Genomic DNA, 24718 nt, shown 5'->3' with positions numbered 1-24718 from the left:
TGGATCAAGGCCCTCACTCAGTACGGCCTGATCCCCGCAGCACCCTGATCTCCACCCCGCTTCCCATGGCCTCAAAAGGCCAGGGACCTCTGCGCCCTAAATCAGGTCTCTTTCACGTTAACCTACGTGGTACCGCGTTATGATCGCGCCAGCATCTCTGGGAGCACGACATGAGCCGCACGCCGTTTGCCACCGTACTGATGTGCCTGGCCTCGACGGCCTGCGCAACCGGGCAAGTTGTCACGCACGATCGCAGCAAGGCGCCGGTTGCCTATGCCGGCACCCAGCTCAACCTGGCTTCGCTGACCGGCAACGAAGACTCGCTCGATCGCTACGAGTATTACGGGATGAAGCCCCCGGAGCATCCGGTGCTCGATCTGCCGCTGAGCCTGGCGGCCGACACCGGTTTGCTGGTGCTGGATACCGCCTCGGTGGCGCTCAGCACCATTTTCGGCAATGCGGTCGCCTGCTTCAGCGAGCTGCTGCTCTGCTCGGCCACGTCTTCGGTGGCCACTAGCTCAGTAGTTACCCCGTTAGGTAGCTTCTAGGCCACTGCGCGGCGCGCTAGGAAACCAGCTTCTCCAACTCGACCACACGCGCCTCCAGCGCCTCGATTCGCTCGACCAGCTGAGCGATCAGGGTCGCGTTCGACGAGCCGCCGCTAGAGGATGAAGACGCGGCCGGCGCATCCGCCATCACCGGAATCGCAGCCTCACCGCAAAGCAGGTGCGCATACCGCACTGTCGACTGTCCGCTGGCGCGCGGCAGCAGCTTGACCAGCGGCTGCGCACGGTCGGCCAGATCGTCCAGCGCGGCCTGCACGCCGTCGATGTCGGCAGGGCCGTTGAGCACGCTCGCATTGGCGCGCAGCTCGGCCAAGGTCTGCGGGCCGCGCAGCATCAGCGTCGCCAGCACGGCGACGCCGGCGGGCTTGAGCAGCATCTGGTGCTGGAACTGCTGGCGCCATTTCACCGCGCGCGGGCTGCTCTCGTCGCGCTTGACCAGCCGCTGCATTTCCAGCGCGATCAGCGCGGCGCCGGTGTCGCCTTCGGTGAGGCTCATCACCGGGCTGCGCGAGTTCTTCTGGTTCGCCGCCAGCATCGTCGCGTTCTGCGTCATCGGGTAGTACTGCGGCGTGATCACGGACTTTTCGAAAAGCGAGGCCAGCACGCGGGCCTCGTTGAGGCTCAGCAGCAAATCGGACATGGAACGCACACTCATCGAAAACGCGGGCGCGAATGCTAACGCTTTGCGCGGCCTCAGGTCATCGCATCGACCGTAGGAGCGGGTCATATCCGCGACCGTGCTCTTGAAGGCCTCAGTCGCGGGTATGACCCGCTCCTACCGGTGCGGAATCAATTCTCACAGCTGGTCGAGCCCGGATATTTCGCCTCGTCGGCTGTGATTACGCTGCCGATCCACTGCTCGATCAGCGCACGGCCCTCCTCGTCGACGACGCTGCGCGCCAGCGGCGGCATGCGCGCAGCCGGCGTGGTCGCCTCCGGCCCGATACGGAACGCGAGCACCGAGTCGGCGACCTGGGCCGGATGGATGTCGTAAGTGCGGCCGCCGCTGCCTTCCTGGCCGCTCGCGGTCGGGCTCTTGCAGATGCCGTAAGTGGTGTCGACCTTGCGCAGCGAGTCCAGATAAAAACCGGTGCTCGCGGCGAAGCCGCTCACGTTGTGGCAGTGCTGGCAGTTGACTTCGAGCCAGGCGCGCGCACGCGCCTCGATATCCTGCGGCGAGTTCGCCGCAAAGCCGGAATCGCCGGGCTTGTTGAACGTCGGAATGCGTTCGAGCTTGGCCGCGACCTGGCGCATGTCATCGACACCGAGATCGGCCGGGCAGCCGGCGATCAACCCATGGCCGCACCAGTACGCGAGCTGGTTCTTGCCGGCGACCTCGTGGCGGCTCTGGCCGGTAACGCGCTTGCTCTCCGACGCATAGGGCCGGTTCATGAAGCGCACTTTCGGGCCGATCGGCGCCGCGCCGGGCTCGTTGTCCTCGTTCGAGTGACAGCTCAGGCACTGGTTGGCATGCGGCACCAGGTACGCGCTGGTCGAGCCGGCATGACGGATGCCGGAATCGATGTCGGTGTGATCCCAGTGCGCCGACGTGACCGCGCCGCCCAGCGTCAGCTTGGCGGCGCGCTTGCCGGTGCTCGCATCGGTGGACCACACATAAGGCAGGCCGTCCCAGCGCGCGACGCCCTTGCTCGACACGCGCTTGATCAGCAGCCGCGTTTCCACCGGCGTCTCGGTGCCGGCGGCTTCGTCGGCGAACGCGAAAGTCTTGGCGATGATGGTGCCGGCGGGGAAAGTCAGCGCGGCGTTGATGCCGTTGCCGGACGAGTCGCGATACACCGCGGTAGTACCCGGCGGCAGGTAGGCGACGCGGTATTTCACCGCGTAGTCGCTGAACAATTTCGTGTTCAGCGCATAGGGCAGGCCGCCGCCGCGCGGCGTGCTGGTCGGGTCCTGCTCGTCGTCGAACAGATGATATTGATCGAGCGTCGGACAGTTGACCTTGGCCGCGTCGAAGTTGACCGCGCCGTCGGCGATCTTGGCCTTGCACAGCTGCTCGACCTGCTCCGCTGTCGGTGCCGGGTCGTAGTCGCCGCTGCGCACGAACGGCGGAATCACCACGGCCGGCAACGGATCGAGATTGCGTCCGTACTGCGCCTTGCAGCGATGCGGCGTGAGGTCGAGGCTGGCCGGGAACTGTGCGAGCGTGGTCAGATCGAGCCTGCTCTCGACGATCAGCTCCAGGCCCTTGGTGCCGTGGAAGTTGGAGAACGTGAGGCTGTCGCTGCTGAAGTCGTTGTCCTCGTCGATGCACGAATACCAGTCCGGCAGCTTGCGCGGTGCATCCATGGCCATGGTGTCGAACTTGTAGGCGTTGTAGTGGCAGCTCGGGTCCGGCACTTCATTGGTCAGCACCGGCTTGCCGCGCGCGTCCATCGGCACCGGCTCGCCGTTGGCGTCGAGCGGATACGCGCAGTCTTTCGCATAGCGGTCGAGCAGGCCGTCCCAGAGGATGTGCGCACCGCGAAAATTGACCGCGCCGGCCGACAGGCACTGCGCCAAATTGGCCGGCAGCAGGCACGCGGTCTGGTTCTTCAGCCCGACGATCGCCGGCAGAAACTTGGCGACGTCCTGCGCGATCAGGTTCTGCACCGTCGGCAGCGGCAGATGATTGCCGTTGTTGACGAAGCGGTTGTGCCAGATGTGCAGGCCCTCGGTGTACCAGTCGATGCGGTGCTCGGCCGGCCGGTCCGCACCCTCGGGGAAAATCTCGTAGCTGATGTGGATGATGCCGCCGGTGTCGTTATCACGGAATTCGTTGTCGAAAATATCGATCTGGTCGTAGGCCAGTGTGAGCATGCCGCTGCCCGCGGGCACGTTGCCGACGATGCCGCCCGAGGTGAAGTTGTAGGTGTTGTTCATGCGCGCGGTATTGCCGTGCATGCGCGAACGGCCGCCGTACTGGCGCAGACCGTCGGTGTCGTAGATCAGGAAGCCGCCGGTGTTGCACTCGGCGAGGTTGTCGGCGTATTCGCCGCCCTGCACGTTCTCGATCTCGAAGCCGAATACGTTGTAGGCACTGCGGCTGCGACGGATGATCGCGGTGTTGGTCTGGCCAACGTAGATGCCAGCGTCGGACGCGCCGATGGATTCACTGTCCTCGATCAGCACGTTCTGGCTGGACACCGGGTAGATGCCGTAGCGGCCGGACAGCTTGCTGACGGTGTAATCCGGCGAGCGGGTGTCGGCCAGCACGCCGAGCAGCTTGTTCTCCGGCGCGTCGGGATTGGCGGTCGCCGGGTCGGTGCAGGGCACCGTGAGCTTGGCCGCGTAGTTGCTGGCGTTGATCGGATCAGCGCTGGCGCGGCCGCCGCCCGAGGACCACATCGCGCGCACGCGGCTCAGCGTCGCGTGGTCGACACCGCGCAGCTCGATGCCGTTGCCGGCGGTGTCGACCACGCTCAGGTCTTCGATGGTGATGCCGCGCACGCTGACCGCGAGGATGCCCTCGGGCGCGTTGTTGGTCTTGAAACTGAGCACGGTCTTCTCACGGCCGCATCCCTTGATGCGCACGTCTTCGGTGTGGCTGAGCTGCAGCGACGACGTCAGCTCGAAGTAGCCGCAGTCGAACTCGATCAGATCGCCGGGTGCGGCCTGAATCATCGCCGCGATCATGTCGCTGGTGGCGCTTGCGCCGGGCTTGATGAAGAAATGCCGGCCGGTTTCGGCGGCGGGTTCATTGCCGCCACTGATGTCGCCGTCGGGCGAGGAGGAGCCGCAGGCGGCCAGCATCAGCAAGCTCAGAGCCATCGCGGCACAGCCGATATCGCGGCGCGCAGCCGCCACCATCCCTGGTAGCACCATGTTCTTCCCCTTCAAAGCGGTTCCGGCATACCGGGCTGCCGCCCAGTCTATCCGCTGCCGCTGGGCGCATCCCTGTGCCGGAAGACATAAGTGCACGCGGCGGCGCCGGCCAACAGCAACCGCGTCCAAGGGGAATGTCGGGCTAAAGCCCGACTCACACTGCCGCTATTGCGTACCCAGCTGCCGCCACGACAGCCGCCGGGTCGTGCCGGCGATGCTCGCAACCGGCGTCGGCGCCACCACCGTGGTGCCGTCGGACAGTCGCACCAGGCTCAGCACTTTGTTGTTGGGCAGTTTGACCAGCACCGGCCGCGTCGAGATCGCGCTGCCGATCTGCACGCTGCTGACGCCGCCGGCGGTGGTGACCGAGCCGCCGTTGCGATAGTCGAAGAAGTTGATGTAACTGCTGCCGCCGACGCTGCAGGCATCCGAGTTGGGGATGTTGGTGGTCAGCGCCAGCGTGCCGAGCTGCAGGTCGGCATCGGTGGTCGAGCGCTCGCCGCTGGCCGGCAGGTCGATGTACCAGCCGTTCTTGATCGCCAGGTTCACGCTGAGGTCGCTGTTGGTGCGGATCGGCTGGCCGGCGCTGCAGATCGCCGATCCGCTCGGGCAGCTGCCGCTGACCAGGGTCTGCTGCACGAAGTTGGCGTCGCGGGTACTGGCGTAGCTGGTGCTGCCCAGCGTGTCCTTGATCGCATAGAGCGATTGGACCGAAACGTTGCTCAGGTCGCTTGCACCCAGATAACTGCCGGTGCCGATGTAGACCATCGCATAGCCGCCGACATTGCCCAGCTGCGGCCGCGAGGTGATCGGCTGCGCAACCGCGTCCTTGCTCAGCGTGGCCAGCAGCTGCGCGTCGTAGCCGCTGGCGCCGACATCGCCGTTGATATCGAAGCGCCACAGCTTGCCGTAGAGATCGCCGCCGTAAACGCGCTGCGAAGTGTTGTCGTACTCGCCGTTGTCGGACCAGGCGCGGATCTGGGCCAGGCCGCTGGGCGTAGTGGTGGTACCGACGCCGGTGCCGATCTCGCGGATCTTGGCGCCGGTCGCCGCGTTGAGCACGAACAGATAACCCTTGCCGTCGCCGGGGCTGAGGTTGTTGTAGCCCGAGGTGGCGAGCACCACCCAGCTGCCGTCCTTGAGCTTGGTGATCTCGGGCTTGCCGAAGCTCAGGCCGAGATTGGTGTCGGTGAATTCCCACAGCGCTTTCGGGCTGGCCGGGTCGGTGATGTCCAGCGCGTAATAGCTGCGGCCGCCGGCATTGAGCCCCGCCACCAGGATGGTGTGCCAGGCACCGCCGAAATACACGTCGCCGACGATCGGTGTTCCGTCGGCGAAATACTCGTGGCGCGTCGAGTAGTTCTTGTCGGCGAGCTTGTACAGCCGGGGCAGCAGCGCGGTCGGAATGTAGGCCCACAGCTCGGTGCCGGTGTCGGCGCTGAACGCGTGCAGCATGCCGTCGTTGGCGGCGACATAGACGGTGGCGGTGCGCGCTGCATTACCGGACTTGAAGCTGTCGTAACCGGCGTCGGCGTAGCTGAAGATCGGCTTCTTCACGTAGACCGGCTCGGAATCGACGATGTCGCCGAGCAGGTGCTCGCGGCTCCGGAACGGCATGCTGCCGTCGAAGATGTCGCCTTCGAGGCTGCGATCACCGCGCAGATACTCCACCAGATTGCTGCCGCCGGCCGCGGTGCGCACGCTGCCGGACAGGCAGTTGCTGCCGCTGGTGCAGAGCTGGGTCAGGCTGTCGATCGCCGGCGACAGGAAATACGCCTGCTCGGTGGCGCCTAGCAGGCTCCAGCTGAAACTCCGCAGCTTGCTGGCGGCCGCCGATGCCGAGCCGTCGAACAGATAGATCGTGCGCGCGCTGTTGCTGTCCAGCGCGTCCCGGGCATGCCAGTCGAAGCTGCTGGACACCGCGCCGGTGCCGATGTCGATGGTCTGGCGCGTCAGCTCGCCGGTCCAGTTCACCGACTCGAAGGTGGAGCTGAAGATGAAGTTGTCGCCGGAGACGACGTTGGGATTGCTTGCGGTCGCGGCGGCGGAAGCGCCGGTGCGCACCGCGATGCCGGACAGCGCATCGGCCAGGCCGGAGCGCAGCGCCGCCGGATTGCCGGCGCTGTAGTAGCGGCCATGGCCATTGACCGCGGCATGCCAGAGATCGTCGATGTTGGCCTGCGAGTCGGCGCTCGGCGTCGGCCAGATGCAGGCGCCGGTGCTCTGCCAGGAGCAGACGCCGGCGGCCGGATTGGCGGCCGTCTGGTTCTTCACGCTGTAGTAGTCGCCGCTGGTGGCGGCCTCGTAGTCGGCCGTGTACTGCATGAAGCCGGGGATACCCAGGCCGACGGTGAAAGTCGTCATGTGCTGGTTGCTGGCGGCGTCCTGGGCAGTGACCGGCACGATGTTCGGGCAGACGTCGACGCCCGCGCCCAGCGCGCCGCTGCAGTTGGCGTAGTCGCTGCTGCGGATATCGGTGTTGTAGTAATAGGCGGCGATGTCGGCCAGCGTGTTGGAGGTACCGCTGCCCAGCATCGGCGGCGACAGGCTGCCGTCGGCGTCGCCGACGTCGGTGGTGCCGTCGATCTTCTTGGCTTCGGGCGTGCCGTTCCAGTAGCCATCGGTGGTCAGGATCGCGAAGTTCTGCTGGCAGGAATACTGCACCGGGTCGGCGCCGCCGACGACGCTGCCGCGCTTGCCGGCAAACGTGCGGCCGGCACGCGACAGCGCCCTCTGCAACGGCGTTCCGCCGCTGGGACTGGCGGCCAGCAGCTTGGCGTACCACGCGGTTTTCTGCGTGGAGTTATAGGTCGCGACATTCAGCGCCGCCGGGTCGCTGTTGAGCTGCGCGTAGCCGACGCGGTATTTGTCGTCGATCGGTGAGAACGCCAGGCTGGCGGATGATTTTGCCATCTGCATGCGCGTGCGGTAATACGTCCACCAGTTGGAGAAATTGCTGATCTCCTCGCTGTAGCTGCAGGTCGTGCCGGCGCAGTCAGTACGCGTCGCCGCCTTGAGATAGCTGCTGACCGAGGCGATGATGTCGGTACGCACGAATCGGCCGGGATACAGCGCGGCGACGGCCGGCACCGGGGCCACCGCGGCCACCGCCGCGACGTAGCCGCTGAAGCGCGGCGTCGCCGGTGTCAGCGAGATCGTGCACTGGTTGCTGCTGGAGCCGGCGGCGGTGTTGCGCGTGACGGTGACGATATCGGTCTGGTTGCTGGCGACCGTCTGGGTCAGCGTGACCGTCGCGCTGCTGCGGCCAGCAATGTAGGCACTGGACTGGAACAGGTTGATCACGTCGGCGGCCAGCGTGGTTGCAGCGGTCTCGTAGGGCGTCGCCGCGGTCAGCAGATTGGCGCCGCCGTTGACCTGGATCGCGGTGATGCGCGCACGTCCCTTGATGCTGGAGCAATTGGTCAGCGTCAGCGTAAAGCTGGCCGTGGCGGGCACCGCGGCCTGCGCCGCAACGCCCGGAATCGCCGCGCTGCCCGGCACGTAGAACTTGCCCGGATAACGCGCGTATCGGTAGCTGCTGGTGTAGACCGCCTCGCAACTGCCGCTGGCGGGCACCGCCGCGGCGGCGTTGGCCGCGGAGTTGCACCAGCGCACCGGTGCCGCGTACGGATAGCTGGTGCTGGCCACGGTCTGCACACTGCAGCTCTGCAGGTCGGCGGTCGTGCAGTATTCGCCCGCTTCGATGCGGTAGTAGTAGGGCCCGAAGTTCACGGTGCTGATCACGGGGCTATCCAGCGGCCCGTCGACCCGCTTGCCGCTGCCACTGGCGGTGACCGGGCAGAAGCGTGTGTAGGCCTTGCCGTTGACCACGCCCGGCAGGTTGTAGTTGCCGTTGCGCAGGCAGTCGGTGCTGCAATCGAAGCCGGCGCACCAGGCGATGTCCGGGAACTGCGTGTTCAGATTGATGGTGCGCGTGCCCTGGATGCCGTAGGCGTCCTGCTTCACCGCGGCCGGGTCGGTCTGGCTGGCGTAGCTGCTGCCGTCGGCTTTCTTCGGCGGCGTATAGAGGATCGCCGGGTTGTAGTAGACGGCGTTGAATTCGTTGCTCATGAACGGCGGATGCGCACGCCAGCTGCCGAACGGGCTGCTGCTGGTGGACTCGCTGTCCTGGTCGTAGAAACAGGCGCTGACGCCGCGCTGATCGCCGTTGGAGTTGCGGCAGCAGTTGACGTCGTAGCCGCCGTCGCTGGCGCGGCACATGTTCTGCGTGCTGCCGCTGGCGTCGCCGGTGTAGAGGTTGTAGTCGCTGACGTAGTCCGGCAGGTAGTCGAACAGCATGCTGCCGGAGTCGTCGAGAATGAACTGCAGGTTCGGCAGGACCGCAGCGGTCGAGGACGTGACCAGCGGCGATGAGCTGATGTCGGTGGGCGCCGCGCGCGGCGCGCTCGTGCACAGCAGCAGGCCGAGTATCGGCAGCAGCCTTGCGATCCTGCCGTTGGGGATATCCATGTCGTGCTCGCCTGCTACATCGCCACGATGGTCTGGACGAAGCTGACCGTGTTGCGCGGCCCGGTGGCTCGGGCCGTGATGCGGTAATAGACTTGGCCGCTCGCCGACAGGCCGACGACGCCGGCGCCCTTGCTGCTGTTGGACGCGGACACGCTGCTCGGCGACAGCTCGCAGCCGCTGCCGGCGGCGGGGTCGCCCTGGGCATTGCACAGCCGCTGTATCACATACGAGACACTGATGCCGGCCGCATCCGCCGCCAGGCTGTTGACCAGCCCGGCGGGGACCAGAGCCGCAGTCCAGAAGTCGTCCCAGGACTGCGCTGCCCCCGGGTCCTGGCGCAGCGCGGCATAGCGCACCGGATCGGTCGCCGCGATCTTGCTGGTATGCAGCGCGGTGCCGGCGTTGTTGCTCTCCAGCCAGCTGACTGCGGTCTCGACGCCGCGGTCCGCCGACACCGTCGCCGCCTGCTGCAGCACCAGGTTGCCGGCCACCAGGTTGGTGGTCAGCGTCGAGCGCATCAGCGCGATCGCGGCCAGCATCATCAGCACCAGCACCACCAGCGCGAAGAACAGCACCATGCCGGCCTGCGACGACGGCAGCCGCGGCGGCGCGATACTGGCGGGCCGCGTCAGCATCCGGGCTGTACTCCCAGCCAGCTCATGTTCCGCGCCGGCGTCGTGGTCTGGAACACCTGGTAGCGATAGTGCTGCCAATCCGCAGCGGCGCTCAGGTTGATCGCGGCAGCCGTGCTGCCGACCCAGGCCGGCGCAGTGCCGGTCACCTGCGTCTTTTCGCGCTGCGGGCTGCGTGCCACCAGCGCGAAACGCGCCGCCAGCGTGCGCGCCCAGCCGCAGGCGGTGGTCGGCGAAGCCTGGTCGTAGGCGTCGACGATCGCGTCCATCGGCGTGCTGGTGTCGCGGCCGTACTGCGCGCGCAGGCTGACGATGTCGTCCGCGATCGGTACCCAGATACTGCGGTCGGCGACGTTCGCGGCATTCAGGCAGTCGCTCAGCATCAGGTCGCAGCTGGTCAGCGTCGCGCCGCGCACCGCATAGGCGCGCACCACCGGCGACGCGCCGAGGTTGAAGACCGTACCCGAGCTCATCGCCGCGAGCCCGGTGGCCACCGTGACCACCGGCGGGCTCGAAGTCGCCGCGGTGACGCTGTCCAGGCTCAGGCTGCAGCTCGCGGGGCGGGTCGGCAGCGCCGCGACGACGCGGTCGTTGACCCTGAATACGGTCGGCGTGGTGACGGTGTATTGGGTCTGAGCCGGCTGCTGGATCACGCTGGTGCCTTCGGGCGAGCCGGCCGCGCTGCCGAACACGATCAGCACGGTATCGGTATTGGCATCGCCTGCCGGCACTCCCGCAGGATTGACGATCACCGGCGCCAGCGCGGCCAGGCTCACGCCGCTGCGCAGCGTCAGGCTGCAGGCCAGCAGGCGCGTGCTGCTGATGCCGTAACCGGCCTGGCGGATGTCCCGCTGCAGCAGGTACAGCGCCAGCGCCCCGTTGTTCTGCGCGTCGGCGGAGCCGGTGGTGGTACGGCGATCACCCTCGGAGCCGAGCACGATACGCACGATCATCAGCAGCGAAATCATGCCGATGGCGAGGCCGATCAGCACCTCGACGATGCTGAAGCCGGAGTGGCGAGCTGAGTAGGTTGGGGTGAGCGCAGCGAACCCCAACATCGGCGCGGACACCTGTTGGGGTTCGCTGCGCTCACCCCAACCTACATGCTGGCGCGAATCGCTGATGCGGGGCGGGTGCATGAACGCCTAGATGATCTGCGTGGTGACGGTGTAGCGATGCGCCGCGGCCGCGGCCTTCTCGGTCGGCGCTTTCCAGTAGATCTGGATCGTGACCGTGCTGCCGGCCAGCGCGCCGCCGCTGGCCACGGTCACGGTCGGCGGATACGACGTCACGCCGGGCAGGGTCGAGGACACCGACGTCAGCCAGGCCGCATAGCCGCTACCGGAAGCGGCACTGCCGAAGCGCGCGTTCAACGCCGAGGCGCTGCGGTCGGACACCCACATCTCACCGAGCATCTGGCTGGCCAGCGTGCTCGCGTCGACCCGGTACCTGGCCTCGCGCGACTGCGACATCGCCCGCGCCTGCAGCTGCACCAGCGCGAGAATGCCGACGCTGAAGATCAGCAGCGAGAACAGGCATTCCAGCAGCGAAAAGCCCGCCGCATGCCGCCCGCCCTTTCTTCCGCCGCGCATGCTCAGCAGCCTTCCGGATCGCTGACCGACAGCGCCGGGTCGCACATCTTCACCTGGCCGGACGCGCTGACCCGCACCTGCAGGCAGCGCAGATCGCCGCCCGCCGCACGGCAGCTGCCGGACGCGGGCAGGCTCACCTGCACGCTGAAGCCGTTCGCCGGGGCGACCAGCTGCCCCAGGCCGTTGAAGCGCACCAGGCTGGCAGCCGATGTGCCGGCGAGCCCCGCCACGGTGACGTTCGACGTGCCTTCGTTGCCGGACCGGGCCTGGATGATTCTCGGCGCCGCGGTGCTGGACGGCGTCGCGCCGCAGGCCGCCGAGGGATCGTCCAGGCTGATCACCCAGTTGTTGCCGGACGCCGACAAGGCGCAGCTGGCGTCGGCGGTGGAGGTGAGCTGGAAACGGACCAGGGCATTGCGCTTGACCGCCTCCGCGCGCGCCAGCTGGGCGCCCGCCAGCAAGGCCTCGGCCGAGGTACGGATGCGGGCGGCGGCGATCCAGTCGCTGAAACTCGGGACGGCCATCGCCATCAGAAATGCGGCGATCGCCAGCGCGATCATCAGTTCGAGCAGGGTCAGGCCCAGCTGGGATATCGGGCTCAGCATTGGCGGACTCAACATACGCCACCCTGCCGGGTAACCCAGCAGCTGTTCGGCGAAGGCAGCGACCATCCGCTGGGTACCGCGGCAGTGGCGCGGCTGCTGTCCTGGGTGACGGTGTAGCTAAAGCCCAGCATCGGCCCGCGGCCGGTCGCCAGCAGGGTGTAGGCGGTGTCGGTCAGCACCGAGCAGCTGAAGGTGAAGTACTTGCTGGTGGCACTGTCGTTGTCGCAGGCGGGCGCCCCGGTATAGATCCGGTTGTCCTGGTAGAACTGCTCCAGCTGCACCTGCTTGACCGCCAGGTTGGCGGTGGCCTCGGGGATACGCCCGCGAGTGGCGTAAGCGGCGTAGCTCGACAGCGCCAGCGATGCCAGGATCGTGATGATGACCACGGTCACCATCAGCTCCACCAGCGTGAAACCGCGGCTCCGGTGACCGCTACGGCCGCAGCGCCCTTGCCGGCTTTTGTAGCGCCCCTGGTGTTCCGGCGTACCCATGTTCGACCTCGTCTTGCGGCCACTGCCTGATCTGTGCGCCCGGAATGCGGGTGATTCAGGCTGCAACGGGGATAGCGGCCGTACTCGAGCGAAGCCGAGCGCATCGGCGACAGTCGGGCATGAAGCGCCGTCGAACGGCGCAGCTGGCCCAAGCCGAGGTGCGAGTCACCTCTTTTTGCCGGCGCCGCAGGCCTCGGTGGCACCCGGGCATCTTTTTTGCGATGCTCCGAGCAGGGAATCCGATCAGGGAAATCGTTTCCGCAGGGAAACGCTGCCGGCATTCAAGATGCCGGAAAAAGGGGGCAAGCGTGGAAACCATCGATCACCCGAACAGCTCGGGTTCGCAGGCTCGTCTGTGGAAGGACCTTCCGCTGATTCTGCCGATCAGCCTGATGCAGGGCAGCGCCGCCGGCGTGCTGGCCGGCTTGCTGCTCGGCGGACCACTCGGCTGGCTATGCGGCTATTCGTACTGGGCCTCGGCCTGGGCGGCGGCAGTGCCGAGCGGCGTGCTGATGATCAGCTTGCTGATCGCCGCCGGGCTCAAGCCCGAGCCGCCGAAACAGAAACCGGGCCTCGCGCTCGCACAACCCGACCGTTAAATCTTTATTTGTTTGCTTTTTTGTATGGGCCGCGAGTCGAACAGCGGCTCGTGGCCGCCACACTCTGCCAGGGAGATGGATCATGACCGCGATTGCTGAAAATCTGAGCGTCATCCGCATGCGCCAGCGCGCCAATATGCGCGAATGGATACGCGCCAGCGCGTTCCTCAGGCGCTCGCTGACCTGGCTGCTGATGCTGGCGGTGGCGGTAGTCAAGGCGCTGCCGTTTTTGGCGCCGATCGTGCCCGGCGCGATGCGCAAGTTTGCCGCGTCCTGGGACTGGGAAATGCTGCGCGTCTACCTGCTGTCGTTCGGCGGCCGCGCCTACATGGACCAGCCCTGCCATATGCCCAATCCACCGAGTTTCAAGCCGCTGACCGATGTCGACGGCCGCTGGAAGCTCAGCGAGGCGCAGATCAAGAGTTTTTACGACAACGGCTTCCTCGGCCCCTTTACGCTGTGCTCGCCGGAAGAAATGGCAGTGCTGCGTGAAAGCGTGTGGAAAGAACTCGATCAACCGTCGAAAACCTATGGCTTCCTGACCGGCCGCGATCGCCATCTGGATTGCCCGACCGTGTGGAAACTGCTGCAGCGCCCGGAATGGACCGAGCGCCTTGCCCAACTGTTGGGCCCCAATCTCCTGCTATGGCGTTCGCAGCTGTTCCTGAAGAATCCGGGCGCACCGGAAGTCACCTGGCACCAGGCCAGCACCTATCTGTCGGAAGAAGGCTACAAGGCGACGCTGTATCCGAAGAATCGCGACCCGCTGTTTCAGCTCACCACCTGGGTCGCGTTCGACGATGTCGACATCGCCAACGGCTGCATGCAGTTTTTGAAAGGCACACATCGCCGCGTGCACACGATGCGCATCGGCGGCAAGGACGCCGAAGGCTTTGCCAAGGCGCGCATCAAGCTCGACATCGACATCACGCCGGACATCGTCGTCGACATGCCGATGAAAGCCGGCCAGTTCATCATCTTCAGCGAGCGCTGTATCCACGGCTCGCCGCCGAACACCACCACCGATCGCCGCCGCTGGGGCATGGCGTTCCGCACGATTCAGCCGGAAGTGAAGATCTACGACGATGAAATGAAGCACCAGGTGTTCTATCTGCAGGAAGAGTTCGACCTGAAGAACTGGGGCGCTGTGCTGCTGCGCGGGCAGGACGCGACCGGCATCAACAAGCTGGTCGATCCGTTCCCGGAGCTGCGCGCACCGGCGGCAGCGGCGCCGATCGAAAGCGTCGCGGCCTAGCGCCGCCAGGAGCCAGGGCCTTGAGCGAAATCGCTGCCGTGGCTGCCGAAGATCGCAGCCTGGTACCGGCCGCAGCCACGCGCGCGGCGAGCGCGAAACGCTCGCTGCGAACACTGGGGATCTACGGCCTGCTGCTGCTCGTCGCTCTGCTGGCTTTCCTGGCAATCCGCGTTTACGGCGAGACGCTGCCGGCGTTGCCGGGAGCCTCAGTGCTGGCCGGTGGCACGCTGGCGCATTCGGACGTGCTGTTCCGCGTGCTGCTGGCGCTGGCCGCCGTGCTGCTGACCGGGGCAGTGCTCGGCCGCGTCTGCATCGCGATCGGCCAGCCGCCGGTGATCGGCGAAGTCATCGCCGGCATCCTGCTCGGGCCGTCGCTGATCGGTCCGGAAATCTCGGCTCTGATCCTGCCGCCGGCCATCGCGCCGCAGTTGAACATCGTCGCTCAAATCGGCGTGATCCTGTACATGTTCATCATCGGGCTCGAACTCAACGGCGGCCTGCTGAAGGAGCGCGTGCACACCGCGGTGACGGTGTCGCAGGCCAGCATCGTCGTGCCGTTCGTGATGGGCGCGCTGCTGGCGCTGTATCTGTATCCGCGCTTCGCCACCAGCGGCGTGCCGTTCACCAGTTTCGCGCTGTTCATGGGTGTCGCGGTGTCGATCACCGCGTTCCCGGTGCTCGCGCGAATCCTCAAAGACCGAGGCCTGGAGAAAACCGAACTCGGCACGCTGGCGCTGGGCTGCGCGGCGGCCAACGACGTCACCGCCTGGTGCCTGCTGGCCGTCATCATCGGCATCGTGCAGGCGCAGGTCGGCGCCGGGCTCAAAGTCATCGGCAGCACGCTGGTCTATGCCGCCGTGATGCTGGCGCTGGTGCGGCCACTGCTGCGGCGGCTGGTGAAACTCTGGGACAGCGAACCCTTGCCTCGCGCCGCCACCGCGTTCGTATTTCTGGCACTGGCGATATCGGCGCTGGCCGCTGAGGCGATCGGCATCCATGCGCTGTTCGGCGCGTTCATGCTCGGCGCCGTGCTGCCTCACGACAGCGTGCTGGCGCGCACCTTCATGCGCCAGCTCGAACCGGTGGTCACGGTGTTCCTGCTGCCGGCATTCTTCGCATTCACCGGCATGAATACGCGCTTCGACCAGGTGAGCGGCTACGAATCCTGGCTGAGCCTGGGCGTGATCCTGCTGGTCGCGACCGTCGGCAAGTTCGGCGGCACCTATGTCGCCGCGCGCATGAGCGGCCTGAGCAAACGCGATTCCGGCGCGCTGGGTGCGTTGATGAATACGCGCGGCCTGGTCGAGCTGATCGTGCTCAACGTCGGACTGCAGCTGGGCGTGATCCCGCCACCGCTGTTCGCGCTGATGGTCGCGATGGCGATCATCACCACGGTGTCGACCGCGCCGATGCTCAAGCTGATGGGCTTCGGGCAGAAAGCCGCGATATAACCCGTACCGAGGTTGGGGTGAGCGCAGCGAACCCCAACAGTCGTTGCTCAGACGCCCAAATAGTCCAAAATGCCTTCGGCGGTCTCACGGCCTTCGAACACCACCATCACCATCCGTTCCTTGGGTTGAAGCTGCTCGTACCGCGGCGCTCATCGGCCGGCGCGGCGTAGGCGGTACGGACTCGCCGTCGATGTCGGCGAGCGCCCGGATGACAACGGGCTGCCGTTGGGGAATTCCGCAATCAGCTTCAAGTGGCCGCCCATCGCCTCGACATAGCTGGCGAGCGTGGATAGCAGCAAATCGGTGCGGCGCTCCATGCGCGAGACGTTTTCCTGCTTGACGCCCAGCAGCTCCGCCATGCGTTCCTGCGTCAACTCGTGTGCCTGGCGCAGATCGCGCAGGGTGAGTTCCTCCGCGATCAAATCGCGCGTGCGATCTGCGATGCGCGCCCGCGCCGCAGGGTCAAACTCATTCAGCATCGTATCCAGAGAAACCGTCATGGTTTTTCTCCTTGTTTGGCGCGCAGGCGAACCACCGCCTCACGATGTTCCCGACGAGACAAATCCGCGTGCCGCAATGCACTCTTCGGCATGCGTCGAAGCGTTAAAAAATCATGCTTGATGTGTGTGCGCAGAGGTACTTGAAATTCATTTCACATTTGCCCTTGATTGTTCCAGCTGTATTGCGATACAGTTCGCTCAGTGGGGCAAAGGCTCCAACCAATTTAGCTGTACCCATCTAACTGTGAGCACTGAAATGCGTATATCGCATCAAACATTAGCACTAGCCACCGGCGATAGCCGGACGGCAGTGCTGTGCTCGTGGTCCCCGATTGAATCAGGTTATTTGCGCACGGCTAAGCAGCCAGGAAATAGCTTCAGAGGGGATAGCTTCAAAACGTAATTCGCGATCATCACCTGTGAGGGGTGGGTCGCAAAGACCTACCGAACCACACAGGTTCTGGGATTCCAGATCACGGAACCCCCGGTAGGCCTGCAAAGGTTTACCGGGGGTTTTTCTGTTTACCTCGGCGAAAACTACGCACAGACGTCGCTGACCCCGAAAAGGTCGGCCAGGGAGCGGCTTGGCCAAAACCAGGTGCTTGGCTGAAATGCGATGTGATCGAGACAAGACGCGCGATGTGGACTCGTTGCCACACGAACTGCTCATTAACAATTTGGTTGTCTTGATGGCGCGGTGCGAACCGGGCCATGACGGACGAATACCGCCCTGCGATCGCAGTAAAAGGTCGCGGGATCGAGAGATCGTGATCCGAGTGACTTCGGCGAGCGGACCGTATTCGGTGGGCACCCGGTGCCTGTCCTTTTAAAGGAGGTCTGTCGAACGAATGCACCCCGGCGTGAGGTCGCGACCTCTGCAAAAACCGGGACGACACGGATGAAGGGCCGTGAACGGGGTGATGTTGTCTGCAAGTGTCATACGGAATGCGAGCGAATCGCCATGCATTCCGAATGGCATTTCAACGCGGGATTGGGCAAATGGTTAGCCAGCATCCTTCCAAGTTGCGTACATGGGTTCGATCCCCATATCCCGCTCCAAAACGTAAAACCGCTATAGAACAATAACGGTAATTAGTTTCCTGTTCCGGTATAGCTCAGTTGGTAGAGTGCCTGACTGTTAATCAGATCGTCGGTGGTTCGAACCCACCTGCCGGAGCCAATATTCAAGCTGCAAATGGTTAAAACGCGAGGTTGGTGAAACTGGCAGACACATCACGTTCAGAGCGTGACGAGCGATAAAAAGCTCATGAGAGTTCGATGCTCTCACCTCGCACCAATTGCTTCACAGATACATCGCGCTCGTAGCTCAATTGGATAGAGTTCCAGATTACGAATCTGGAGGTTGGGGGTCCGAGTCCCTCCGAGCGCACCAAACAAGCCTTTGTAGCTCAGCGGATAGAGCGGACGCCTCCGAAGCGTCAGGTCGCGCGTTCGATCCGCGCCAAGGGCACCAGCTTTAATTGAGGAGTAGATCAGTTGGTAGATCGTCAGATTCTGAATCTGAATGTCGCTGGTTCGAGCCCAGCCTCCTCATCCAAAGTTTTGCAGGAATAGCTCAGCGGTAGAGCGCGACCTTGCCAAGGGCGAAGTCGCGGGTTCGATCCCCGTTTCCTGCTCCAGGCAGTGGTCGAATGGCAGAGTGGTTATGCGGCTGTCTGCAAAGCAGCTCTATCGCGGTTCGATTCCGCGTTCGACCTCCACATTGAAGTCATCAGATGCGTGGCTGATGTCCACGCACGGAAACATGCTCCGCATCGGCCACGAAAGGTCGGACGTTAAACGCTGGGCACAAACCAACCGGCCCGCGGACATGCATGCAAAACGGAGTTTGTTAGACGAAAGTCGAATCTGTGGGGGTGAAGAATTTCGGTAGTTCGGCGGTCTCCAAAACCGCAAGCCAGGGTTCGACTCCCTGCACCCCCGCCACCCATTTACGGCCCTGTAGCTCAGTTGGTAGAGCGTCGCGTTGAAGGCGCGAGCGTCATTGGTTCGATCCCAATCTCGGCCACCATTTTCGATTGCTCGCGTAGCTCAATTGGTAGAGCCGGAGACTTATATTCTCCCCCCGAAAGGGCGCCGCCAGATTAGCGGACGATGCGGGTTCGAGGCCTGCCGCGAGCACCAATCAATTTCAATCAGCAATTAGCTCAGCCTGGTAGAGCACCGAGCCTGGGCCTCGGGGGTCGCGGGTTCGAAGCCTGCACTGCTGACCAATTTCAGTATCAAATCGGGGTGTAGCTCAGCTTGGTAGAGCGCCTGCTTCGGGAGCAGGAGGTTCCGCAGGTTCGAATCCTGTCACCCCGACCAACTTTAAGTTTCACTGGGGACTTAGCTCACTTGGAAGAGCGGGTGCTTTGCAAGCATCAGGTCATCGGTTCGATGCCGATAGGTTCCACCAATCAAGCTGCACCGGTCGTTTAGCTCGGCTGGTAGAGCGCCGCCCTTACAAGACGGATGTCGCAAGTTCGAACCTTGCAATGACCACCATTCATTCGGATAGATGCCCGAAATGGTTAAAGGCTCTCGTTGGAAACGAGGTGTTCGTCGCAAGACGATTTACAGGTTCGAGCCCTGTTCTATCCGCCAGTCAAAGTCATGGATTGTTGCCAGAGTGGACTATTGGCGCTCACTGCTACCGAGATGGATTTCGTAAGAAGTCACTAGGGTTCGAATCCCTAACAATCCTCCAAGTTTCGCGTCTCTAGCTCAGTTGGTAGAGCAGTTCCATGACATGGAACAGGTCACTCGTTCGAGCCGAGTAAGACGCACCACCATTGCCTCATTAACTCAGCGGCCAGAGTGCTCGCCTGTCTAGCGAGAAGTCACGAGTTCGAATCTCGTATGAGGCGCCAAATGCATGTGAAAGTTTCGGTTCTGTAGCTCAGTGGTAGAGCGTGTGCTTGATAAGCGCAGGGTCGGCGGTCCGAGTTCGCCCAGAACCACCAATTGGTAAAACAGTTTCTATGGTGGCCGTGGCAGAACGGTTATGTCCAAGATTGTGAATCTTGTCCACGCGGGTTCGACCCCCGTCGGTCACCCCAATATTGCTGCATCATTCATCGGGTATGTAACTCAGTTGGTAGAGTTCCTGACTCTTAATCAGGATGCCGTCAGTTCGAATCTGACCATGCCCACCATCACAACGCGCTCGTGGCGAAACTGGTAAACGCGCCATCTTGAGGAGGTGGAGCAGAAATGCATTGAGGGTTCGACCCCCTCCGAGCGCACCAATGAGTTGTATCGATTTCTATGCGGGGAGGTAGGTTGCCACGCCGGGCTCATAATCCGAGCGTCAAGCGCTGTTCGAACTCGGCACCGCGCTACCATTTAACCAGTAGATCATTCGTCTAGCCGGCTTAGGACACTTCATTCTCAATGAAGAGACATGGGTTCAAATCCCATACGATCTGCCAATCAGCTCCGAACGGGTATGCAAATACGGACAAAGCGGCCAGGCCTTCACCCTGGAGAGAGCAATCTCATTGCGGGATCGTGCCCCGTCTCGTTCACCATCATTGTTTCGCCCAGATAGCTCAGCTGGTAGAGCACACCCTTGGTAAGGGTGAGGTCAAGGGTTCGACCCCCTTTCTAGGCACCATCTTCATCGCCGCCATAGCTCAGTTGGAAGTAGCGCAACCTTTGTAAAGTTGAGGTCGGGGGTTCGATTCCACCCTGGCGGCTCCAGATAGGAAGCGTAGTCGGGGATGCCGGCGCGTCTCTCCAACCCGACAGTCCGATGTCGGAAGATGTGGGTCAATTTTCCCTGGTCAGCCGGGAGAGTCTGAGCTGCATAAATGAAAACGCTGCGGGGCCGGCGTATCGGATTGGCTTCCACCTATTTGCCCGTATAGCTCATCTGGTAGAGCGGCTGCTTCGTAAGCAGCAGGCGTTCGGTTCGAGACCGGATGCGGGCGCCAATTTGGATGATGAACTCGCCAGTCTGGGCGGGCACCGGTTTGAAACCGGATGGATCGGCCTAGCAGCTGATAGGGGTTCGTGCCCTCCGTTGTCCGCCATCTTCAGCGCGATCGCGCGCACTGCTGGATTCAATTCAAACGCCTGTCGCTCCGACCAATTCTATTCGGTGACGTAGCTCAGCTGGCTAGAGCGCGGGGCTCATAACTTCGAGGTCGTGGGTTCGATGCCCACCTTCACCACCACCGTTCGGGGTCGTAGCTCATCTGGGAGAGCGCCGTGCTCGCACCACGGAGGCAGAGGGTTCGATTCCCTTCGATTCCACCAATCATCGCACCGGTAGCTCAGCTGGAAGAGCAGGAAGCTTTTAACTTCTTGGTCGGGGGTTCGAGCCCCTCTCGGTGCACCAGTCGTTTGCAGTCTGTCCGCAAGCCCGCGCGTAGCGTGCAAGCGTGCCCGCGTCGATCTCCGGCAGCGCTGAGAGGTCTGGGTCTCACACCGGCTCTGAGCTTTCCTTGTCCCGCGACAGAAGGGGCAGGGAAGGAACCCGGCTAAATTCGCCGAGATGGTGGAATGGTATACACACCTATTTCAAACATAGACGTCTCACGACATGCGGGTTCGAGTCCCGTTCTCGGCACCAACTCAATGCCCGTGTGGTGAAACTGGTAGACGCAAGGAACTTAAAATCCCTCGGCCGCAAGGCTTTGTCGGTTCGAAGCCGGCCATGGGCACCATTATTTATCGCCTTCGTAGCTCAACGATAGAGCAGGCTCGTCCTAAGGGCCAGGTTGCCAGTTCAAGTCTGGTCGAGGGCTCCAATCACGTTTTAATTTTCTCTTCGCCTAATGGTAGGGCACCGGGCTTTGATCCCGAGGTATGGAAACATTCCGGGTTCGAGTCCTGGGGAGAAAGCCAGATTTAAAGCAATGATTTTGGAAAATTGCCAGAGTGGACAATCGGCGCTGTTTCGAAAGCAGATGGATTGCGCAAGCAGTCACAAGGGTTCGAATCCCTTATTTTCCACCACCCCTAAGCTCTCGTAACTCAGCCTGGATAGAGTTTCGGCCTTCTAAGCCGATTGCCATCAGTTCGAATCTGATCGAGAGCACCATATTTACGATTACGGTCCGTTGGTCGAGAGGATGAAGACGCCAGCCTGTAAATCTGGAGCGAAGGCCACGATGGTTCGAATCCATCACGGACCACCATTACGTTGTAGCTGCGGCGGCACTGCTGCGTGACAAGACAACCAAAGGTCTCACCTATCCATACCTCAGAGGAGGACCGCTTCGATGCGCTGAAAAGATGACCACCATGCAACCCACCATATTGAAGCTCGACATATCCGGCCTGCCTGTGGGCTGGATCACTTGGCAGACTGCAGCTGTGCTGTACTCGCGTGAGCGAGTCCGTTGGGAGGCTGGAGATACCCGCTTCACGTTTACTGGTGGGGTGCGTGGTGACGGTCTTCGCTCGAGCGTATCGATCTCGTCAATCATCGCTGTGCCCGACAAGTCGGGACGCTACATGAAGCGAGCCCCGCCGCCGTTGACCAACCGCGCTTTGTTTCAGCGAGACGGCGTATGTCTGTACTGTGGCGAACGCTACCCCGCATCGAAACTTACGATGGACCACGTCATTCCGAAAAGTCGTGGTGGCGAGACGTCATGGACCAATGCTGCTACGGCATGCAAACCATGCAATACAGCCAAAAATGACAGGCTGCTCTCCGAAACTTCGATGTCGCTTTTGGCGGTTCCTTTCGTTCCAGACCCTGCTGCATATTTGTTGCTTATCGCTTCGGGTCGCCGAATAACTGCCTGCCAGCAATCATGGTTGGAGAGCTTCGCCGCGAAAGGGAAGAAGCTGTCGTAGTCGATGGGATTGCCCCGCCAAGTGCGGGGCTTTTCTTGTTCGGGGATCAAACCGCCTGATGCATCAGCACTGCGAGCACCGCAACCCTTTCCTTTGTGAAGAGCATGCCGCAGGAATGCGATCGATGGTTCCAGTCGCTGCAGCCCGCGTTGACAAGATGTGCTCCTCATAGACGATCGTGTCCCCGCGGCCTGCTGTGCCGCCTTCAGCCAATCCGCGATCTCCGTTGGGGGGTGGCCATGTAAAGCCTAGGAGTCGGCAACTGTAGCGCGGTACAGCAAAAGACGGCACAATCGTGACCATGAGTACAACAGCAGGCTGGTCAATTGCCGCGCGCCGGGATGCGATATTCGAAATCCTACAGGTGCTGATCGACAGCGGCCTCTCGCGACGCGACGCACAAGAAGTCATCGCACGGCGCACCAATTTCCAGATCAATACAATTCAGGGGTGGTTCTCCGAGGAGAAAAAGGGGGCGCCGCTGACAAGGAAACCCCCTGAATGGGCGATTCTTGACGTCCTGAGGATCGAGGTCGGCCTCATCACCCCTGTTCCACTCATCCCTGCGCTGAAAATCGCACGAGCCGCGCAAGCCCCCGAATCTCCTCAGTCCTTGCCTCCGTCGGCACCAGCGGCGGCCAAACCACGGCCCAGGCCGGTCCCTCCTCTCAGGTCTGCCAAAGGCTGACGCCGCTGCCAATGGCGAAGCCCCAGGAGGGCACGTCGGCGTGCGCTTCCGCAAAGGCCGGATCGCGCTTGCGAATGTTGTTGCAGGCTTCGCCAATGATTTCGATATTGCGAATGACAGCATCCTGCACCAGCCTGCTTTGTAGGAACCCGGCTTCGTCGAGCTTGCAGGTCTATTCGCCGACGCGGTCGATGGCTTCCAGGATATGGAACAGGTAATCGCGCACTCGCTCTGGCGCCGTCATACAGCGCGGGCGTCGCGAAGCACTTGTTGCCTGAAGTGCTCCGGCAAAGAGCTGGGCGTCAGCACATCCACGGTGATGGCGGAGGTGCTCGGAAGGCTTCATGTCTCCGATTATGGGATATCCGGCCCCCTCGACCAACTCCCGGGCCGATCTCGACGGCCACATGATTCGGATCGGGGACAAAACGGGCCATTGCGGTTGAATTGTCCGGCGTGCTCGGGGCGCTGATGACTACGCGCGGCCTGGGCGTGATCCCGCCACCGCTGTTCGCGCTGATGGTGGTCATGGCGATCATCACCACGGTGTCGACCGCGCCGATGCTCAAGCTGATGGGCTTCGGGCAGAAAGCCGCCGTCTGAGCCGCAGCGTTATCGGCATGCGTAGGTTGGGGTGAGCAACGCGAACCCCAACATTCGTTAGCGCCGACGTTGGGGTTCGCGTTGCTCACCCCAACCTACGGGGACAAGTTAAACGCCGAGATAATCCAGGATGCCTTCGGCGGCCTCGCGGCCTTCGAACACTGCGGTGACGACCAGATCCGAGCCGCGGACCATGTCGCCGCCAGCGAAGACCTTGGCGTTCGCAGTCTGGAACTTGTGCTTGCCGGGCAATGCGGTTTTGCCGAGGCCTTCGTGCACGATCACGCGACCGTCTTCGTGCGTGTCGATCGTGTGCGTGTCGAACCACGACGACGGACTCGGGCGGAAGCCGAAGGCGATGATGACGCGATCCGCCGGAATGATTTCCTCGGAGCCTTCGACTACTTCGGGACGACGGCGGCCCTTGGCATCCGGCGCGCCGAGCTTGGTGGTGACCAGCTTGACGCCTTCGACCTTGCCGTCGCCGACGATCTCGACCGGCTGGCGGTTCCACAAAAACTCCACGCCTTCTTCCTTGGCGTTGGCAACTTCGCGGCGCGAGCCCGGCATGTTGGCCTCGTCGCGGCGATACGCGCAGTGCACGCTCTCGGCCTGCTGGCGGATCGCGGTGCGATTGCAGTCCATCGCAGTGTCGCCGCCACCGAGCACGACGACACGCTGACCCTTGACGTCGAAGGCCATGTCGGCGGGCTCGATGTTGTTCGGCGTCAGCACGCGGTTGACGTTGGCGATCAGGTACGGCAGCGCGTCGAACACGCCGGGCAGGGTTTCGCCGGGGAAACCGCCCTTCATGAAGTTGTAGGTGCCCATGCCGAGGAACACGGCGTCGTAGTCCTTCAGCAGATCTTCGAACGCGATGTCCTTGCCGATCTCGGTATTGAGCTGGAACTCGATGCCCATGCCTTCGAAGACTTCGCGGCGCAGCTGCACCACGTCTTTCTCCAGCTTGAACGGCGGGATGCCGTAGGTCAGCAGGCCGCCGATCTGCTTGTACTTGTCGAACACGATCGGCTTGACGCCGTTGCGCACCAGGATGTCGGCGCAGCCGAGGCCGGCTGGGCCGGCGCCGATGATCGCCACCTTCTTTTTAGTCCACTTGACCTTGGACATGTCCGGACGCCAGCCCTTCTTGAAGGCCTCGTCGGTGATGTACTTTTCGATCGATCCGATGGCGACCGCGCCGAAGCCCTCGTTGAGCGTGCAGGCGCCTTCGCACAGCCTATCCTGAGGGCAGACGCGGCCGCACATTTCCGGCAGCGAGTTGGTCGCATGCGACAGCTCGGCGGCCTGGAACAGATTGCCTTCCTCGAGCAGCTTCAACCAGTTTGGAATGTAGTTGTGCACCGGGCACTTCCACTCGCAATAGGGATTGCCGCAACCCAGGCAGCGGGCCGACTGTGACTTGGCCTGCTCGACCGGGAACTGGCCGTAGATTTCGCGGAAGTCGTGCACGCGCACTTCGACCGGCGCCTTCTTCGGGTCCTGCCGCGGCACGTCGAGAAACTGGTTGGCGTTCTTGTAACCCATGTACGGCTCCGTACTGCTTGGTGTCGTTAATCTTGGCCTGTCTCCTTCCCCCGCGTGCGGGGGAAGGCCGGGATGGGGGCGA

At 63.2% G+C, this 24718-nt stretch carries 17 protein-coding genes, 37 tRNA genes and 1 pseudogene; 44 read left to right on the top strand and 11 right to left on the bottom strand.

What is annotated here, in order from left to right; genetic code table 11:
- The first annotated feature begins 170 nt into the window (after window positions 1-170).
- The gene (locus JWQ90_RS20800; RefSeq protein WP_299696909.1) at window positions 171-548 is read left to right on the top strand and encodes a YceK/YidQ family lipoprotein; all 378 of its coding nucleotides are present in this window, start codon (window positions 171-173) and stop codon (window positions 546-548) included.
- 16 nt (window positions 549-564) lie between these two features.
- On the opposite strand, the gene JWQ90_RS20795 is transcribed toward JWQ90_RS20800, so the two are convergent.
- The 8 genes from JWQ90_RS20795 to JWQ90_RS20760 all read right to left on the bottom strand — a co-directional run bounded on the left by JWQ90_RS20795 (window position 565) and on the right by JWQ90_RS20760 (window position 12178).
- Window positions 565-1206: a DUF480 domain-containing protein gene (locus JWQ90_RS20795; RefSeq protein ID WP_299696908.1), complete on the bottom strand. Its 642-nt coding sequence runs from the start codon at window positions 1204-1206 to the stop codon at window positions 565-567.
- A gap of 149 nt (window positions 1207-1355) precedes the next feature.
- Window positions 1356-4388, bottom strand: coding sequence for a parallel beta-helix domain-containing protein (locus JWQ90_RS20790; RefSeq protein WP_299696907.1), 3033 nt, complete (start codon window positions 4386-4388; stop codon window positions 1356-1358).
- A 165-nt stretch (window positions 4389-4553) separates the two neighbouring features.
- Window positions 4554-8858: a PilC/PilY family type IV pilus protein gene (locus JWQ90_RS20785; protein WP_299696906.1), complete on the bottom strand. Its 4305-nt coding sequence runs from the start codon at window positions 8856-8858 to the stop codon at window positions 4554-4556.
- 14 nt (window positions 8859-8872) lie between these two features.
- Complete coding sequence (locus tag JWQ90_RS20780) at window positions 8873-9493, bottom strand: hypothetical protein (protein WP_299696905.1); 621 nt, start codon at window positions 9491-9493, stop codon at window positions 8873-8875.
- On the bottom strand, window positions 9487-10548 hold the full coding sequence (locus JWQ90_RS20775) for a PilW family protein (RefSeq protein WP_299696904.1): 1062 nt from the start codon (window positions 10546-10548) through the stop codon (window positions 9487-9489). The genes JWQ90_RS20780 and JWQ90_RS20775 overlap by 7 nt, the downstream gene beginning before the upstream one ends.
- A gap of 87 nt (window positions 10549-10635) precedes the next feature.
- The gene (gene pilV / locus JWQ90_RS20770) at window positions 10636-11082 is read right to left on the bottom strand and encodes a type IV pilus modification protein PilV (RefSeq protein ID WP_299696903.1); all 447 of its coding nucleotides are present in this window, start codon (window positions 11080-11082) and stop codon (window positions 10636-10638) included.
- Between the two features lie 2 nt (window positions 11083-11084).
- A complete protein-coding gene (locus JWQ90_RS20765; protein ID WP_299696902.1) occupies window positions 11085-11687 on the bottom strand; it encodes a GspH/FimT family pseudopilin in 603 nt (200 codons plus the stop codon).
- 8 nt (window positions 11688-11695) lie between these two features.
- Window positions 11696-12178 carry a type IV pilin protein gene (locus tag JWQ90_RS20760; protein WP_299696901.1) on the bottom strand — a complete coding sequence of 161 codons (483 nt, stop codon included), beginning with the start codon at window positions 12176-12178 and terminating at the stop codon, window positions 11696-11698.
- A 308-nt stretch (window positions 12179-12486) separates the two neighbouring features.
- Between JWQ90_RS20760 and JWQ90_RS20755 the strand changes: the two genes are divergently transcribed.
- The 3 genes from JWQ90_RS20755 to JWQ90_RS20745 all read left to right on the top strand — a co-directional run bounded on the left by JWQ90_RS20755 (window position 12487) and on the right by JWQ90_RS20745 (window position 15483).
- Complete coding sequence (locus tag JWQ90_RS20755) at window positions 12487-12777, top strand: hypothetical protein (protein WP_299696900.1); 291 nt, start codon at window positions 12487-12489, stop codon at window positions 12775-12777.
- Between the two features lie 82 nt (window positions 12778-12859).
- Window positions 12860-14032, top strand: a complete 1173-nt coding sequence (locus JWQ90_RS20750) for a phytanoyl-CoA dioxygenase family protein (RefSeq protein WP_299696899.1) — start codon at window positions 12860-12862, stop codon at window positions 14030-14032.
- A 20-nt stretch (window positions 14033-14052) separates the two neighbouring features.
- Window positions 14053-15483, top strand: coding sequence for a cation:proton antiporter (locus tag JWQ90_RS20745; RefSeq protein WP_299696898.1), 1431 nt, complete (start codon window positions 14053-14055; stop codon window positions 15481-15483).
- Window positions 15484-15632: 149 nt separating this feature from the next.
- Here the strand turns inward: JWQ90_RS20745 and JWQ90_RS20740 are convergent, their stop codons facing one another.
- Window positions 15633-15983, bottom strand: a complete 351-nt coding sequence (locus tag JWQ90_RS20740; RefSeq protein ID WP_299696897.1) for a helix-turn-helix domain-containing protein — start codon at window positions 15981-15983, stop codon at window positions 15633-15635.
- Between the two features lie 985 nt (window positions 15984-16968).
- Between JWQ90_RS20740 and JWQ90_RS20735 the strand changes: the two genes are divergently transcribed.
- The 39 genes from JWQ90_RS20735 (at window position 16969) to JWQ90_RS20545 (ending at window position 22485) form a co-directional block, all read left to right on the top strand.
- Window positions 16969-17042 (top strand) — tRNA-Gly (locus JWQ90_RS20735).
- 45 nt (window positions 17043-17087) lie between these two features.
- Window positions 17088-17163, top strand: a tRNA-Asn gene (locus JWQ90_RS20730).
- Window positions 17164-17189: 26 nt separating this feature from the next.
- Window positions 17190-17280: transfer RNA gene (locus tag JWQ90_RS20725), tRNA-Leu, on the top strand.
- A gap of 19 nt (window positions 17281-17299) precedes the next feature.
- Window positions 17300-17376: transfer RNA gene (locus JWQ90_RS20720), tRNA-Arg, on the top strand.
- A gap of 5 nt (window positions 17377-17381) precedes the next feature.
- Window positions 17382-17457 (top strand) — tRNA-Arg (locus tag JWQ90_RS20715).
- 8 nt (window positions 17458-17465) lie between these two features.
- A tRNA-Gln gene (locus JWQ90_RS20710) sits at window positions 17466-17541 on the top strand.
- A 7-nt stretch (window positions 17542-17548) separates the two neighbouring features.
- Window positions 17549-17623, top strand: a tRNA-Gly gene (locus JWQ90_RS20705).
- Between the two features lie 6 nt (window positions 17624-17629).
- A tRNA-Cys gene (locus JWQ90_RS20700) sits at window positions 17630-17704 on the top strand.
- Between the two features lie 152 nt (window positions 17705-17856).
- Window positions 17857-17930 (top strand) — tRNA-Trp (locus JWQ90_RS20695).
- A 9-nt stretch (window positions 17931-17939) separates the two neighbouring features.
- A tRNA-Phe gene (locus tag JWQ90_RS20690) sits at window positions 17940-18015 on the top strand.
- Window positions 18016-18024: 9 nt separating this feature from the next.
- Window positions 18025-18128: transfer RNA gene (locus tag JWQ90_RS20685), tRNA-Ile, on the top strand.
- Between the two features lie 12 nt (window positions 18129-18140).
- Window positions 18141-18217, top strand: a tRNA-Pro gene (locus tag JWQ90_RS20680).
- Window positions 18218-18232: 15 nt separating this feature from the next.
- A tRNA-Pro gene (locus JWQ90_RS20675) sits at window positions 18233-18311 on the top strand.
- 16 nt (window positions 18312-18327) lie between these two features.
- Window positions 18328-18402: transfer RNA gene (locus tag JWQ90_RS20670), tRNA-Ala, on the top strand.
- Window positions 18403-18415: 13 nt separating this feature from the next.
- Window positions 18416-18491: transfer RNA gene (locus tag JWQ90_RS20665), tRNA-Val, on the top strand.
- A 7-nt stretch (window positions 18492-18498) separates the two neighbouring features.
- Window positions 18499-18590, top strand: a tRNA-Ser gene (locus JWQ90_RS20660).
- 11 nt (window positions 18591-18601) lie between these two features.
- A tRNA-Ser gene (locus JWQ90_RS20655) sits at window positions 18602-18693 on the top strand.
- A 6-nt stretch (window positions 18694-18699) separates the two neighbouring features.
- A tRNA-Val gene (locus JWQ90_RS20650) sits at window positions 18700-18775 on the top strand.
- 5 nt (window positions 18776-18780) lie between these two features.
- Window positions 18781-18856 (top strand) — tRNA-Asp (locus tag JWQ90_RS20645).
- Between the two features lie 18 nt (window positions 18857-18874).
- Window positions 18875-18949, top strand: a tRNA-Ile gene (locus JWQ90_RS20640).
- 21 nt (window positions 18950-18970) lie between these two features.
- Window positions 18971-19045, top strand: a tRNA-His gene (locus JWQ90_RS20635).
- Between the two features lie 20 nt (window positions 19046-19065).
- A tRNA-Lys gene (locus JWQ90_RS20630) sits at window positions 19066-19141 on the top strand.
- 7 nt (window positions 19142-19148) lie between these two features.
- Window positions 19149-19234: transfer RNA gene (locus JWQ90_RS20625), tRNA-Leu, on the top strand.
- 106 nt (window positions 19235-19340) lie between these two features.
- A tRNA-Glu gene (locus tag JWQ90_RS20620) sits at window positions 19341-19417 on the top strand.
- 109 nt (window positions 19418-19526) lie between these two features.
- A tRNA-Thr gene (locus JWQ90_RS20615) sits at window positions 19527-19602 on the top strand.
- An 8-nt stretch (window positions 19603-19610) separates the two neighbouring features.
- Window positions 19611-19688, top strand: a tRNA-Thr gene (locus JWQ90_RS20610).
- Window positions 19689-19845: 157 nt separating this feature from the next.
- Window positions 19846-19921 (top strand) — tRNA-Thr (locus JWQ90_RS20605).
- 166 nt (window positions 19922-20087) lie between these two features.
- Window positions 20088-20164: transfer RNA gene (locus JWQ90_RS20600), tRNA-Met, on the top strand.
- 6 nt (window positions 20165-20170) lie between these two features.
- Window positions 20171-20246 (top strand) — tRNA-Ala (locus JWQ90_RS20595).
- 6 nt (window positions 20247-20252) lie between these two features.
- Window positions 20253-20328: transfer RNA gene (locus tag JWQ90_RS20590), tRNA-Lys, on the top strand.
- Window positions 20329-20478: 150 nt separating this feature from the next.
- A tRNA-Leu gene (locus JWQ90_RS20585) sits at window positions 20479-20562 on the top strand.
- Window positions 20563-20569: 7 nt separating this feature from the next.
- Window positions 20570-20656: transfer RNA gene (locus tag JWQ90_RS20580), tRNA-Leu, on the top strand.
- 9 nt (window positions 20657-20665) lie between these two features.
- Window positions 20666-20740 (top strand) — tRNA-Arg (locus tag JWQ90_RS20575).
- 13 nt (window positions 20741-20753) lie between these two features.
- Window positions 20754-20837 (top strand) — tRNA-Gln (locus JWQ90_RS20570).
- A 19-nt stretch (window positions 20838-20856) separates the two neighbouring features.
- Window positions 20857-20948: transfer RNA gene (locus JWQ90_RS20565), tRNA-Ser, on the top strand.
- 7 nt (window positions 20949-20955) lie between these two features.
- Window positions 20956-21033, top strand: a tRNA-Arg gene (locus JWQ90_RS20560).
- A gap of 13 nt (window positions 21034-21046) precedes the next feature.
- Window positions 21047-21130, top strand: a tRNA-Tyr gene (locus tag JWQ90_RS20555).
- Window positions 21131-21227: 97 nt separating this feature from the next.
- Window positions 21228-21797: an HNH endonuclease gene (locus JWQ90_RS20550; protein WP_299696896.1), complete on the top strand. Its 570-nt coding sequence runs from the start codon at window positions 21228-21230 to the stop codon at window positions 21795-21797.
- Window positions 21798-22098: 301 nt separating this feature from the next.
- On the top strand, window positions 22099-22485 hold the full coding sequence (locus JWQ90_RS20545; RefSeq protein ID WP_299696895.1) for a hypothetical protein: 387 nt from the start codon (window positions 22099-22101) through the stop codon (window positions 22483-22485).
- On the opposite strand, the pseudogene JWQ90_RS20540 reads toward JWQ90_RS20545, so the two are convergent.
- A pseudogene (locus JWQ90_RS20540) lies at window positions 22466-22636 on the bottom strand (HepT-like ribonuclease domain-containing protein); the annotation flags it as partial. The gene JWQ90_RS20545 and the pseudogene JWQ90_RS20540 overlap by 20 nt on opposite strands.
- Before the next feature lie 320 nt (window positions 22637-22956).
- On the opposite strand from JWQ90_RS20540, the gene JWQ90_RS20535 reads away from it, so the two are divergent.
- The gene (locus JWQ90_RS20535) at window positions 22957-23088 is read left to right on the top strand and encodes a hypothetical protein (protein WP_299696894.1); all 132 of its coding nucleotides are present in this window, start codon (window positions 22957-22959) and stop codon (window positions 23086-23088) included.
- 108 nt (window positions 23089-23196) lie between these two features.
- Here JWQ90_RS20535 and JWQ90_RS20530 read toward each other — a convergent pair whose 3' ends face one another.
- Window positions 23197-24636, bottom strand: coding sequence for an FAD-dependent oxidoreductase (locus JWQ90_RS20530; RefSeq protein ID WP_299696893.1), 1440 nt, complete (start codon window positions 24634-24636; stop codon window positions 23197-23199).
- Window positions 24637-24718: the final 82 nt, after the last annotated feature.

Origin of the sequence: Hydrocarboniphaga sp. (assembly GCF_028291725.1) — a bacterium.
Classification (GTDB): Bacteria; Pseudomonadota; Gammaproteobacteria; order Nevskiales; family Nevskiaceae; genus Hydrocarboniphaga.
Note: the sequence above shows the minus strand (reverse complement) of the source record. Positions and strands in the feature narration are given on the sequence as shown.